The following is a 13324-nucleotide window of genomic DNA, read 5'->3' as shown; positions in this document are numbered from 1 at the left end:
CAATTATATAAAGATTGGTTTTAAATTTTTATTGAGAAAGATTTTCAGCCCATTCTTCAGAAATAGATTGCTTCTTAAATATAATTATTCTGAATTAGGAAATTTAAATAAAAATATACTTAAAATGGATATTTATCATAAGGTTGAAAGCTTATTTTTTATATTTTTGTCAGCAAATTAGAAAACAATGAAAAAAGTATTAGCAATAGCATTTATCGGAGGTTTATTAGTGGTTAACTGCTCAAAAAAGCCTAATCATGATTTACAGGACAGCAACACAATGTTACCTGAACCGGATGCTCCAACTGTAGTAGATTCTACCGCTAAAAAAACAGAAACACCTGCTGCAACCCCTGCACCGGCAACTGAAGCGCCTAAAACTGATTCTGCAGAGGCTAAAAAATAATGAAAAAACTATTTTTAACAGGATGTTTCGGTTTGCTGATCTTTTCCTGTTCTAAAAAAGAAAATACTCCGGTTGACGCCACTTCTTCTGAAACAACAACAATTTCAGAGTCTGCAAAAAGCAATCTTATGGGAGATCAAATTATTGAAACTCTTGATTGTTCCGGCTGTCACGCGGTAAATGAGAAAATGGTAGGACCTTCTTATCAGGAAATCGCAGGTAAATATTCTGATAAAGATATTGAACTGTTGGCTTCCAAAATCATAGAAGGCGGAAGTGGAGTTTGGGGAGGCGTTCCGATGTCTGCTCATCCTCAAGTGTCTAAAGAAGATGCAAAAAAAATGGTAGAATATATTCTGACATTAAAGAAAAAATAGAAAATGTCTACCGAAAAATCCAGTTTACACACAAGAAATCTGCATCGTGATCCTTATGATTTTGATAAGCTTATTTCTTGTGTGCCGGAACTGAAACATTATGTTTTTATCAATTCTTATCAAACGGCAACGATTAATTTTAGTCTTCCGAAAGCCGTAAAATTACTTAATAAAGCTTTATTGCAGCATTTTTATAATGTGAAGAGCTGGGATATTCCCGAGAATAATCTTTGTCCTCCAATTCCGGGTAGGGCAGATTATGTGCATTATATTGCTGATTTATTAGCCGAACAGCAGAATGAAATTCCAACAGGTATTTCCGTAAAAGGTTTAGATATTGGAACAGGGGCAAATCTTGTTTATCCTTTAATTGCCGGTAAATCTTATGGTTGGAAAATGCTGGGAACGGATATTAATAAAGATTCTTTGGAAAATGCTCAGAAAATAATAGACCATAATCCTGATTTATTATCTTTAATAGAATTAAGGCTTCAATCAAATTCTGATCATATATTTAAAAATATAATTGAACCAAAAGAACGGTTTGCATTTTCTATGTGTAATCCTCCTTTTCATGATTCTGAAGAATCTGCTTTAAAGGGAAATCTGAGAAAAACAAAAAATCTTAACAAATCGAAAACAGAAAAGCCTTTACTTAATTTTGGTGGACAACAATCTGAGTTGTGGTGTGAAGGTGGCGAACTGGCTTTTATTTCAAAAATGATCAATGAAAGTGTTTTGTATTCGTCACAGGTTCTTTGGTTTACCTGTCTGGTTTCAAAAAAAGATAATTTGTTTAAGCTTACTTCGCTTCTGAAAAAACTAAAAGCAGTAGAAATCAAAACGATTGATATGGCTCAAGGTCAGAAAATAAGCAGAATATTAGCTTGGACTTTTGTTCCTCAATAAAATCGTAAAGATTGGTTTTCATAATTTTAATTCAAATCATCCTCTGAATTGAATTTTATATGAAATAAATGAGATTTCTGAAAAAAGCCGTTGACCATCAATTCAAAATTCACTATTTTTGCACGTTATTTTAAATAGATACAATGCAATTATCAGAACAAGAAATCATTAGACGAGAAAAGCTGAACAAGCTTGTTGAAATGGGAATCAATGCGTTCCCTGCAGATGAATACGTAATTACAGATACTACAGAATCTATAAAACAGGATTTCGCTGATAATAAACAGGTTAAGATTGCAGGTAGATTAATGTCAAGAAGAATTCAGGGGAAAGCTTCTTTTGCTGAATTACAGGATTCTACAGGCAGAATTCAGGTGTATTTTAACAGAGATGAGATCTGTACAGGTGAAGACAAAACTTTGTATAATGAAGTTTATAAACACCTTTTAGATATAGGAGATATTATTGGTATTGAAGGAGAATTGTTCACGACTCAAGTTGGTGAAAAGACGGTTTTGGTTAAAAACTTTACTATTTTAACTAAATCTTTACGTCCGCTTCCACAACCAAGAACCGATGAAAATGGAGTAGTACACGACGGTTTCACAGATCCGGAATTAAGATACAGACAACGTTATGTCGATTTATTGGTGAATCCTCATGTAAAAGAAGTTTTTGTAAAAAGAACAAAATTGTTCAACGCGATGAGAACTTTCTTTAATGATGCAGGATATTTTGAAGTTGAAACGCCTGTTTTGCAATCGATTCCTGGTGGAGCTGCGGCAAGACCGTTTATTACGCATCACAATGCTTTAGACATTCCTTTATATTTAAGAATTGCAAACGAATTATATCTGAAAAGATTGATCGTGGGTGGATTCGACGGTGTTTATGAATTCTCGAAAAACTTCAGAAATGAAGGGATGGACAGAACGCACAATCCTGAATTTACCGTAATGGAGATCTATGTAGCTTACAAAGACTACAACTGGATGATGGATTTCACCGAGAAATTGTTGGAATTCTGTGCAATTCAGGTAAATGGAACATCAAATGCGAAATTTGGAGATCAGGAAATAAGCTTCAAAGCGCCTTTCGCAAGAGTTTCTATGACAGAAGCTATTTTGAAATATACAGGTTTCGATATTACAGGAAAAACAGAACAGGAATTGTTCGATTTTGCTAAATCTATCGGAATTGATGTGAATGAAACGATGGGTAAAGGAAAATTAATCGATGAGATTTTTGGTGAAAAGTGTGAAGGAAACTTCATTCAGCCGACTTTCATTACAGATTATCCGGTTGAAATGTCACCTCTTACAAAGAAACACAGAAGCAAAGAAGGTCTTACAGAGCGTTTTGAATTAATGGTTTGCGGTAAAGAAATCGCGAATGCATATTCTGAGCTTAATGATCCGATTGATCAGAGAGAACGTTTTGAAGATCAGCTGAAATTATCTGAAAAAGGAGATGATGAAGCAGGACAATTTATTGACGAAGATTTCTTAAGAGCTCTTGAGTACGGAATGCCACCAACTTCAGGAATGGGAATCGGAATGGACAGATTAATTATGTTCTTAACGAATAATGCATCAATTCAAGAAGTATTATTCTTCCCTCAAATGAAGCCTGAGAAAACTGTTCCTCAGATTGAATTAGGTGAAGATGAAAAAATAATTCTTGAAATATTAAAATCAGGAGAACAAATTTCTCTTGTTGAAGTGAAAGATCAATCTAAACTTTCAGGAAAGAAATGGGACAAAGCTTCAAAAACTTTAACTAAAAATAATTTGGTAAAAGTTGAAAAAATCGACGAAAATGTTTTGATGAAATTGGTTTAAATTAATCATTTCAATATAATTTAGTTCCGGCGGAAGCGAAGCTTCCGCCGGAACTTTTTCAAAAATATGACAAACTATTTCTGCTTGTTTTCCGTTTATTAAAAAACTAAATAAGATGAAAATTTTTGTGTTATTAATTTTCTTTTGTGCCAGTTTTAAAGCACAAATGCTTACTTCTGTTTATTTTGAATATAACAGCTATAAACTAAATAAGCAATCTGAAAAAAAATTAGATAGCCTGACTCATTTAAAAAGTAATTTAAAATTTAGAATTTTCGGAAATTGTGATATCTCAGGAACTTCAGACTACAATAAAAAACTATCTGAAAATCGCGCAAATACAGTCAATAAGTATTTACAGGAAAAGGTCGGAAATAATATAAAACTGGAAAGTGTTATAGGTTTAGGTAAAGAGAAACAGATCAATGACAACAGTACAGAAGAACTTCGCGGAAAGAACAGAAGGGTAGATATATTTATAGATAAAATAATTTCTGCAGAAGAAATAAAATCAGGAAAATCTTTTGCCAGTTTTTTTAGTAAAAGTGTTTCTCAGATAAAAGTGAAGGATACTTTTTTGCTTCCCAATGTTAATTTTGTCGGAGGTCGTCATGTGTGGTTTCCGAAAGGTGATAAAGTATTAATTCAACTTGCTAATATTTTAAAAGATAATCCAACAATGGAAATTGAATTACAAGGTCATATTTGTTGTGATTACGATAATTTTGATGGGGAAGATCTTGATTTAAAAACATTCAATCTTTCATTCACAAGAGCAAACGCAATCAAAGAATTTCTCGAAAAACAGGGAATAAATCCGAAGCGAATAAAAGCAACCGGACAAGGACATCTTAATCCTATTGCTTATCCGGAACGTGGCGAAGGCGATTTTATCAAAAACAGAAGGGTTGAAATAGTTTTGCTTAAAAAATAGAATTTTTAATTTATTCATTAACCTTTATATATCTTCTGTGGTAAATCGGATTATAACAATTTTGGGAGAATAATTTTGCTGTTTTTTTCAGACCAAGCTCTCCTTCATTTTTATAAAGCAAAGTTTCTTCTTCATTAAGTTTGATCCATACTTGCCACAAACCATGACTTCCGCAGGTAACTTCCATTAAAAGTATATCTTCATTTTTGAAAAGTCTGTAAACATAAGGTTCAAGACTAATCATCTCAAAATCCTGCAAATTATATTCTTTATCTGAAATCACTTATTTTTAAGACAATTTTAAAGTTAATTTATCTTCTCTGCTTACTAAATGAAGCCATCAGATAAAACAAAAACGGCAGAATAAATAAAGAACCCAACATCAAAGCCCATCCCAAAGCTGAAATTGTTTTCGGAGCTGCAACATGTTCTAATAATGAAAGATGTTGACCATTTCCAAATAAAATAATATTCGGATTGTGTTGATACGTTGCTGCAACCAAAATCATAATCACCTGAAACCCCGCTAAAGCTCTCACAGGAAGCAATTTTCGACGATTCATTGCTCTTAAAATCAATAATAAACAAATGGTTGCAAAAAATGTAGCCATGATTCCTAAAGGTTTCGAGAAAACCCACATTAATAAAGGAATATCTGAAAGATAAGCTGTAGTAAATACCAAAAGTCCTGTAATGACAACAAAAATCATTGTTTGTTTAGATTTTTTAATCATTAAACCTAATTGCAATCGGTCGGTTGTTTCTCTCAAAGCAAATACTGAAGCAAGGTAAGCACAGATTGAAACTGTAAATAATCCAACTGTAACACCAAACCAATTTAGCCAACTGAAAATATACAAATCTAAAAATCCCGTCGCATCTGGATTGATAGAATGTGAAACCGTTGCAGCAGCAATTAATCCCAAGAAAAATGGAGTCAGCAAACTGGAAAAATAAAATATTTGAGTATAAACATGTTGCCAATCATCTTTTACAGCATCATAATGTCTGAATGTAAATGCCGTTCCTCTCGCGATAATTCCTACTAACATCAAAACCAGCGGAATGTGTAAATATGTAGAAAGAGTAGTGTAGATCTCAGGAAAACCGACAAATAAAATTACAATGGCAATAATCAGCCACATATGATTTGCTTCCCAAACTGGAGCAATAGATTCATACATGATCTCCTTTGTTTTATCACGTGCTCTTTTTTTTGTGAAAAGTTCTACAATTCCAGCTCCGAAATCCGCTCCTCCTAAAATCACATAAAGGCAAATCGACAGCCAAAGAAAACCTATAACTACGTAAATCATGACTTCTTGTTTTTAGAGTTAAACTGAGCATCGGTCGGATCATACAGTTTCGGAACCATCTGTATCTGTCTTCTCAAAAGAAACACAATTATTAATGATAATGAAACAAAAATTGCTGTAAAAAAGTAGAACGAATATTGAATTCCCGGCATCGGCGTTACAGCGTCTGCAGTTCTCATGATTCCATAAATAATCCAAGGTTGCCGACCAACTTCTGTTACTGTCCAACCTGCTTCTAAAGCAATATATCCAAAAGGTGTTGCGAATAAAAATGTCTTTAAAAGCCAGTTTTTAGTGAGCCATTCTTTCTTGAAAAATGTTGCATATAAATAAACCATTCCTATAATAATCATTATAACTCCAAAGAAAATCATGATCTGAAAAGCATAATGTACAACCGCAATTGGAGGCCATTCGTCTTTTGGGAAATCCTTTAATCCTTTAACCTCAGAATTAAAATCATTACTCACTAAAAAGCTTAAAACCTTTGGAATTTTTATAGCATATTTTATTTCTTCTTTTTTCTCGTTGGGAATTCCGCCAATTACAAAAGATGCGCCTTTTTCTGTTTCAAAATGAGCTTCCATTGCAGCTAATTTTATAGGTTGTCTTTTCGCAACGGATTTTGCAGCAACATCACCACTTAAAGGAGCTCCGAATGCTCCGATTAATGCAAATCCGGCTGCAATTCTGAATGCTTTCGTATGAAACTCAACATTCTTTTTTCTCATAATTAAATAAGCATGAACTCCTGCAACCGCAAATCCTGTCGCACAAAAAGCAGCAACCGTCATATGTAAAGCCTGTGGAAACCAAGCTTCATTAAACATCGCCTTAATAGGATCTATATTTAAATATTGTCCATCAACATAATCGAATCCGGCAGGTGAATTCATCCAAGCGTTTGCTGCAACAACTAAAATTCCGGAAGCTAATCCACTTAAGCCAACCAAAAATCCACAAAACCAATGAAACCATTTGTTGAATTTGTCCCATCCATAAAGGAAGAATCCGATGGCAATGGCTTCAATAAAAAATGCTGTTCCTTCCAGAGAAAAAGGCATCCCGAAAATCGGACCTGCATGTTTCATAAAGTTTGGCCAGAGAAGTCCAAGCTCAAAAGAAAGCATCGTTCCGGAAACCGCACCGACAGCAAATAGAATGGCAACTCCTTTGCTCCAAGCCTTTGTGAGTCCTTTGTAAACTTCGTTTTTTGTTTTTAAATATTTCCAGTGAGCGAAAGCCATCAGAAAAGGCATTACCATACCAACACAAGAGAAAATGATGTGAAAACCGAGTGACATCGCCATTTGTGCACGAGCTGCAAGAAAGTCGTCCATAAATATCAATTTTTGTGTAATAAAGGTAAGGATAAATTAGAGATGCTCGGTATGATTTACAACAGTATGGATTTAAATAATAGGCTTTAACTTTGATATTTTTTAACATAAAATATTTCCGATTTCTGTGGAAAAATCTATCTTTTTTTGACATATTTTAACTTTCATACCTCGAAAAAAATCACGATATTTGTAAGTCTTTGCATACAGCAAGATTTTTAATATTTGATATGAGTCAGAAACAATATACAGCTAGTAGTATTCAGGCATTGGAAGGGATGGAGCACGTACGTATGCGTCCTTCAATGTACATTGGTGATGTGGGAGTTAGAGGTCTCCATCATTTGGTTTATGAAGTAGTAGATAACTCTATTGACGAGGCTTTGGCAGGATACTGCGACACGATCTTCGTTGCTATTAAGGAAGGAAACGGAGTTGAAGTTATGGATAACGGTAGAGGTATCCCCGTTGACTTCCATGAAAAAGAACAAAAATCCGCTCTTGAGGTTGTAATGACCAAAATCGGAGCAGGAGGTAAATTTGATAAAGATTCTTATAAAGTTTCCGGAGGTCTTCACGGAGTTGGGGTTTCCTGTGTGAATGCACTTTCCAACGAAATGGTTACAACTGTTTACAGAGACGGAAACGTTTATCAGCAAATATATTCTAAAGGAAAAGCACAAACTCAGGTTGAAGAAATAGGGCACAGCGACAAAAGAGGAACCAAGCAGTTCTTTCAGCCGGATGATACTATTTTCTCAGAATTGGTTTATAATTATGATACGTTGGCAACTCGTTTAAGAGAGCTTTCTTATTTAAATAAAGGAATTACAATTACACTTACAGATGAAAGAGAAAAATTGGAAGATGGGTCTTTCAGATCAGAAATTTTTCATTCTGAAGGTGGGTTAAAAGAATTTGTTGCCTATATTGATGGCAGCCGTGAATCTATCATGGAAAATGTAATTTTCATGGAAGGTGAAAGAGATGATATTCCTGTTGAAGTTGCGATGCGTTACAATACATCATTCAACGAAAATCTTCACTCTTATGTAAATAATATCAATACACATGAAGGTGGAACGCATTTGGCAGGTTTTAGAAGAGCTTTAACGAGAACTTTGAAAAAGTATGCTGATGAACTTGGACTTCCAGCAAAAGAAAAAGTAGAAATTACAGGAGATGACTTCCGTGAAGGATTAACAGCCGTGATTTCTGTAAAAGTAATGGAACCTCAGTTTGAAGGACAGACTAAGACAAAATTAGGAAATTCCGAAGTTTCTGGTGCTGTTGATAAGATTGTAGGTGAAATGTTGACTAATTTCTTAGAGGAAAACCCTAATGAAGCGAAAATTATCGTTCAGAAAGTTGTTTTGGCTGCAAAAGCAAGACAGGCTGCGAAAAAAGCTCGTGAAATGGTTCAGAGAAAATCTCCAATGGGAGGTTCCGGTCTTCCTGGTAAACTATCTGACTGTTCATCAAAAAATCCGGCAGAATCTGAAATATTCCTTGTAGAGGGAGATTCCGCAGGTGGAACGGCAAAACAAGGTCGTGACAGATTTTTTCAGGCTATTCTTCCGTTAAGAGGTAAAATTTTGAATGTTGAGAAATCAATGCTTCATAAAGTGTATGATAACGAAGAAATCAAAAATATTTATACGGCTTTAGGTGTTTCTGTAGGAACAGAAGAAGATAGTAAAGCGTTGAATATGGCTAAGTTAAGATACCATAAAGTTGTTATCATGACCGATGCCGATATTGATGGATCTCACATTTCTACATTGATTTTGACATTCTTCTTTAGATATATGAAAGAATTGATTGAGAACGGATATATTTATATTGCTCAACCACCTTTGTATTTATTAAAGAGAGGAAACAAAAAAGTATATGCTTACAACGAAAAAGAGCGTGAAGAATTTACTTTAGAAATGTCTCCTGATGGAAAAGGCGTTGAGGTTCAACGTTATAAAGGTCTTGGAGAGATGAATCCTGAACAACTTTGGGAAACAACTCTTAACCCTGAGCACAGAATCTTGAAGCAGGTAACGATTGACAATGCAGTAGAAGCAGACAGTGTTTTTTCAATGTTGATGGGAGATGAGGTTCCGCCAAGAAGAGAATTTATCGAGAAGAATGCTAAATATGCTAAGATCGATGCATAATTAAATTTCTTACATATAAAATTAAAAGACTTCAGAAATGGAGTCTTTTTTTATGAAATATTTTCAAAAACAATAAAAATTAATTTTAACAGTTATTAAGATTTAATTATTTTTGCTCAATTTTAATAACTATGATGAAAATACTTTGTATTGGAGCTTTAACTATAGGCTCATTATATTATGCACAGAATTATCCCATTTCTTCTATTCCGGAAAATTTGAAAAAAAACGCAAGTGTTGTAATCCGAAAGGAAAGTACTGCGGTTGAAATCAATAAAATAGACGATATAGTTTATAAAAAATCGTCTATTGTGACAATTCTTAATAAAGATGCAATTCCTTATTCTATACCTAGAATTTCTTATGAAAAAGGTGATAATGTATCTAATGTTAAAGTTATTGTCTATGATGAATCCGGGAAAAAAATAAAAAGTTATTCTAAAAGTGATTTTACAGATATTGCAGCAAATCCGCAAGGAACTTTTTATTCGGATAGCAGAATGCTTATTCTCCCGTTTACCTCTTCGAGTTTTCCTTATACAGTGGAATTTAGCTATGAACTAAGTGATGAAAATACCGTTTTTATTCCTGATTTTATTCCATTTTACGAATATAATGTTGCGTTGGAAGAAAGCAACTATAGTATTACAAATAGATCGGGTATTAATCTTCGTTCAAAGGTATATGAGTCACCATTTAATTACGCTTCGGTAGATGCAAAATCAAATGGTGAAAATAAAATGTATACTTATAAAAATATTCAAGCAATAGATAATGGACAGTTGGTTCCAAGTCCTCAAAAAGTACTACCAAAAGTAAGTTTTTCATTGGATAAATTTAATCTTGAAGGAAAACAGGGAGATATAGTATCGTGGAAGGATTTTGGAACTTGGTATTACCAAAATTTACTTACTCCTGTTTCTGTTTCTACGCCACAAATTAAAGCTGAAATAGCATCTTTAAATTTGTCAGGAACAACCGAAGAAAAAGTAAAAAAAATATATCAATTCATGCAAAACAAAACAAGATATATTTTTGTTGCGTTGGGAATCGGAGGATGGCAACCGATGCTTCCTGACGAAGTTCAAAAAAAAGGATATGGGGATTGTAAGGGACTTACTAATTACATGAGAACCCTTTTGACTGAAGCTGGAATAAAATCTTATTACTCTATTATTAATTCTAATTCTTCACCAATCAGCTTTGATAAAGATTTTCCAAAAATGGCTGGAAACCACGTTATTTTAACTATTCCGACAGAAAAAGGAAATATCTGGTTGGAAAATACATCTCAACAAATTGCTTTTAATCATTTGAGTTATAGCACGACTGATAGAAATGTTCTTATGGTAAAACCTGATGGAATTGATATTGTTCAGACGCCCAGTTCTTCAGCTGAAGAAAATAAAGAAAAGCAAGCTTTATATATTCAATTAAATCCGGATAAGTCAATTACAGGAAAAGGTAAGTTTTCTTATAAAGGAGCTCAGTATGATTTTAATTTGATGTATTTATTACTTCCTGAAAAAGATAAAACAGATGTAATGAAGAAAGTATATTCTACATTGGATTTTGAAAATATTGAAATGAAGGACTTTAATAATGATAAAAACTTAGCTGTTATTGATTTTAATTTAGATTTTAAAGCCTTAAATTATTCAAAACCAGTAGGAAGTAGTTACCTTTTCAGAGCAGTGCCAATTTATAAAGAAAGTACTTATCATGAAGATTCAACCAGAGAATTGCCTTTTGAAAGCAAACTTTCATATTCTGATGAATCAGAAATTATATATGAATTACCTCCAAATTATTATATTGAAGAGATTCCGAAAAATGGGAATATAGATTCTGAATTTGGTTCTTATCAGGTAACTTTTGAGAAACAAGAAAGCAAATTAATCGTAAAACGTACCATAAAGATAAATAAAGGTATTTATCCTAAAGAAAAGTATAGCGATTATATAAACTTTAGAAAAAAAATTCTAAATGCAGATAATTCTAAAATTTTAATGTCTAAAAAATCTTAAACACAACTATTTCGATAAACTATGAAATCAATAAAAAAACTAAGTCCTATTTTTATACTCTTATTCAACTTATGTTTTTCACAAGAACATAAATTTATGTCTTATCCTAAATTCAATGAGGCAGATTTGAAAAAAGTAAATTCTACAATTGAAAAAAATGCACCTGCTGAAATTCTATATAATAGTATAAGTTATATTGTTTCTCCTGAGCGTTTGGTTGAAAAAAAGTTTTTTTCTAAAATTAAGATTTATGAGAAAAAAAATTCTGAAGAATGGTTAAATATTGAAATTCCTATAAGAGACGGGGAAAGTATTAAAGACTTTCAAGTAATAGTTTATAACTATTTAAATAACAAGGTTGAAAAAACAATAATTGATAAGAGAGAACAACTGAAAGAAAATTTTGTAAAAGGATTAAAAGTTTACAAATTAGCTATTCCAAACGTTCTAGATGGATCCGTAATTGAATACAATTATAAACTAGAAATTAACAATATTTTTAATTTAGCATACCAATTACAATATAATATTCCTGTTGTGTACCAAGAATATAATTTTGAATATCCAGATACGATGACATATACTTTTAATAGTACAGGATCAAATGTTATAAAACCAAAATACAGTCTCATTAATACTGAAGAACATGTAGGGGGAGCGTTTAATGTTTATCGTTTCGGCTATGAAAATTTGACATCTTCAAAAACAGAATTATTTATAAAAGATGGTGATAGATATAAAACCCGATTAAAGCCCGAATTAAATAAATATACAACAAAATATTTCATTTATGATACAGCCGAAAACTGGAATAAAGTAGCTGATAGACTAAAGAATAATGATAATTTTGGTGGATTTTTAAAAAGTAATGTTAAAGATATAATTCCTGATGAAATAAAAAAATTCTATGACCCTTTAGAAAGAGCAAATAAGATTTTTAGTTTTGTGAAAAATAATTATAAATGGAATAAAGAATATGGTATTATTTCCAGTCAAAGTTTGAAGCAATTTATAAAATTAAAATCAGGAAATGCTGCGGATGTAAACTTGACATTGATTGCACTTTTGAGAGATGCTGGATTAGAGGCAAATCCTTTATTAATTTCTACGGTTGATAATGGAGTATTAAATATACTATCTCCAAATCTAAATAATTTGAATATGGTTTTGGCTTCTGTCAAAATTAATAACCAAATCTATTTTTATGATGCAACATCTTTTAATTCTAAAGTAAATATACTTCCTGAAAGAGATTGGAATGATTTCGGAATTCTATTAGAAGATAAAAAAGGAACAGATTTATCGTTTTCAAATATCAATATTAGCAAAAAAGATCTAGTTATTAAAGCAAATCTTAATCTTGATAATTCTGAGATCACAGGAACTTTCAGTCAAAAAGAAAATGGTTTATACGCGATTGAATCATATGATGAATATGATATTAATCATGATAAATACAATCAATCTTTTAAAACAGATTTTGCTACAAACGTAAAAGATGTAGAATCAAAGTTACTTACTAACGGAGATTTTGAGTCTAATATGAAATTTTCTAGTAATAGTCTAATAGATATTGTAGGAAACAAGATTATTTTCAATCCTTTATTATTTCTTAATGTGGGAAATGAAGTATTTGATCAAAAAGAAGAGCGAAAAAATCAGATAGATTTTATTTCGGCATTTACCAGAGAAAAAAAAGTAGAGATTACAATTCCAAACGGATATAAAGTTGCTGATCTTCCGAAGCCGAAAAAAATTCAGACAGATGATAAAGAAATATCATTCAATTATAATATTGAAGTTGTAAATGATAAACTTATTGTTACTTCAAAAATAGATGTTGCAAGTCAGAATTATCCTAAAGAATATTATCCATTTTTCAAACAAATTTGGAAAATTATCTCAGATAGCGAAAATCAAGTAATAAGTTTGGTTAAAATTTAACGATATAGGCTTCATTTTTTTGAAGCCTTTTTCTATAAAATTTAACTTTTATATAGATTATGTTT

11 protein-coding genes are annotated in these 13324 nt (G+C 32.2%); 8 read left to right on the top strand and 3 right to left on the bottom strand.

The features are described from left to right. The first annotated feature begins 187 nt into the window (after positions 1 to 187). The 5 genes from ABD940_RS08620 to ABD940_RS08600 all read left to right on the top strand — a co-directional run bounded on the left by ABD940_RS08620 (position 188) and on the right by ABD940_RS08600 (position 4467). Positions 188 to 406: a hypothetical protein gene (locus ABD940_RS08620; protein WP_345202409.1), complete on the top strand. Its 219-nt coding sequence runs from the start codon at positions 188 to 190 to the stop codon at positions 404 to 406. Next, on the top strand, positions 406 to 783 hold the full coding sequence (locus ABD940_RS08615; protein WP_345202407.1) for a c-type cytochrome: 378 nt from the start codon (positions 406 to 408) through the stop codon (positions 781 to 783). Before ABD940_RS08620 ends, ABD940_RS08615 begins: the two co-directional genes overlap by 1 nt. Before the next feature lie 3 nt (positions 784 to 786). Continuing rightward, the gene (rlmF, locus tag ABD940_RS08610) at positions 787 to 1692 is read left to right on the top strand and encodes a 23S rRNA (adenine(1618)-N(6))-methyltransferase RlmF (RefSeq protein ID WP_345202404.1); all 906 of its coding nucleotides are present in this window, start codon (positions 787 to 789) and stop codon (positions 1690 to 1692) included. Positions 1693 to 1835: 143 nt separating this feature from the next. Continuing rightward, positions 1836 to 3533, top strand: coding sequence for a lysine--tRNA ligase (lysS, locus tag ABD940_RS08605; RefSeq protein ID WP_345202401.1), 1698 nt, complete (start codon positions 1836 to 1838; stop codon positions 3531 to 3533). A gap of 115 nt (positions 3534 to 3648) precedes the next feature. Continuing rightward, positions 3649 to 4467, top strand: coding sequence for an OmpA family protein (locus ABD940_RS08600; RefSeq protein ID WP_345202399.1), 819 nt, complete (start codon positions 3649 to 3651; stop codon positions 4465 to 4467). A 10-nt stretch (positions 4468 to 4477) separates the two neighbouring features. Here ABD940_RS08600 and ABD940_RS08595 read toward each other — a convergent pair whose 3' ends face one another. The 3 genes from ABD940_RS08595 to ABD940_RS08585 are packed head-to-tail and all read right to left on the bottom strand — an operon-like array spanning position 4478 to position 7123. After that, a complete protein-coding gene (locus ABD940_RS08595; protein WP_345202396.1) occupies positions 4478 to 4750 on the bottom strand; it encodes a hypothetical protein in 273 nt (90 codons plus the stop codon). Between the two features lie 28 nt (positions 4751 to 4778). Then, positions 4779 to 5783, bottom strand: a complete 1005-nt coding sequence (locus tag ABD940_RS08590; protein WP_345202394.1) for a cytochrome d ubiquinol oxidase subunit II — start codon at positions 5781 to 5783, stop codon at positions 4779 to 4781. Next, a complete protein-coding gene (locus tag ABD940_RS08585; RefSeq protein ID WP_345202391.1) occupies positions 5780 to 7123 on the bottom strand; it encodes a cytochrome ubiquinol oxidase subunit I in 1344 nt (447 codons plus the stop codon). The genes ABD940_RS08590 and ABD940_RS08585 overlap by 4 nt, the downstream gene beginning before the upstream one ends. 230 nt (positions 7124 to 7353) lie before the next feature. Between ABD940_RS08585 and gyrB the strand changes: the two genes are divergently transcribed. The 3 genes from gyrB (at position 7354) to ABD940_RS08570 (ending at position 13259) form a co-directional block, all read left to right on the top strand. Continuing rightward, complete coding sequence (gene gyrB, locus ABD940_RS08580; protein WP_345202389.1) at positions 7354 to 9288, top strand: DNA topoisomerase (ATP-hydrolyzing) subunit B; 1935 nt, start codon at positions 7354 to 7356, stop codon at positions 9286 to 9288. 131 nt (positions 9289 to 9419) lie between these two features. Further along, positions 9420 to 11315 (top strand): DUF3857 domain-containing protein, encoded by a 1896-nt coding sequence (locus ABD940_RS08575; protein ID WP_345202386.1) that lies wholly within the window; start codon positions 9420 to 9422, stop codon positions 11313 to 11315. 96 nt (positions 11316 to 11411) lie between these two features. Continuing rightward, on the top strand, positions 11412 to 13259 hold the full coding sequence (locus ABD940_RS08570; protein WP_345202383.1) for a DUF3857 domain-containing protein: 1848 nt from the start codon (positions 11412 to 11414) through the stop codon (positions 13257 to 13259). The last annotated feature ends 65 nt before the right edge of the window (positions 13260 to 13324 follow it).

Source organism: Chryseobacterium ginsengisoli (assembly GCF_039542325.1).
In the GTDB taxonomy this organism is placed as follows: domain Bacteria; phylum Bacteroidota; class Bacteroidia; order Flavobacteriales; family Weeksellaceae; genus Chryseobacterium; species Chryseobacterium ginsengisoli.
This window is presented reverse-complemented; position numbering and strand designations above follow the sequence as displayed.

Coding starts and splice junctions, on each gene's coding strand:
- gyrB (WP_345202389.1), top strand. CDS start 7,354: ATGAGTCAGAAACAATATACAGCTAGTAGTATTCAGGCATTGGAAGGG.
- ABD940_RS08590 (WP_345202394.1), bottom strand. CDS start 5,783: ATGATTTACGTAGTTATAGGTTTTCTTTGGCTGTCGATTTGCCTTTAT.
- lysS (WP_345202401.1), top strand. CDS start 1,836: ATGCAATTATCAGAACAAGAAATCATTAGACGAGAAAAGCTGAACAAG.
- ABD940_RS08600 (WP_345202399.1), top strand. CDS start 3,649: ATGAAAATTTTTGTGTTATTAATTTTCTTTTGTGCCAGTTTTAAAGCA.
- ABD940_RS08585 (WP_345202391.1), bottom strand. CDS start 7,123: ATGGACGACTTTCTTGCAGCTCGTGCACAAATGGCGATGTCACTCGGT.
- ABD940_RS08615 (WP_345202407.1), top strand. CDS start 406: ATGAAAAAACTATTTTTAACAGGATGTTTCGGTTTGCTGATCTTTTCC.
- ABD940_RS08570 (WP_345202383.1), top strand. CDS start 11,412: ATGTCTTATCCTAAATTCAATGAGGCAGATTTGAAAAAAGTAAATTCT.
- ABD940_RS08575 (WP_345202386.1), top strand. CDS start 9,420: ATGATGAAAATACTTTGTATTGGAGCTTTAACTATAGGCTCATTATAT.
- rlmF (WP_345202404.1), top strand. CDS start 787: ATGTCTACCGAAAAATCCAGTTTACACACAAGAAATCTGCATCGTGAT.
- ABD940_RS08620 (WP_345202409.1), top strand. CDS start 188: ATGAAAAAAGTATTAGCAATAGCATTTATCGGAGGTTTATTAGTGGTT.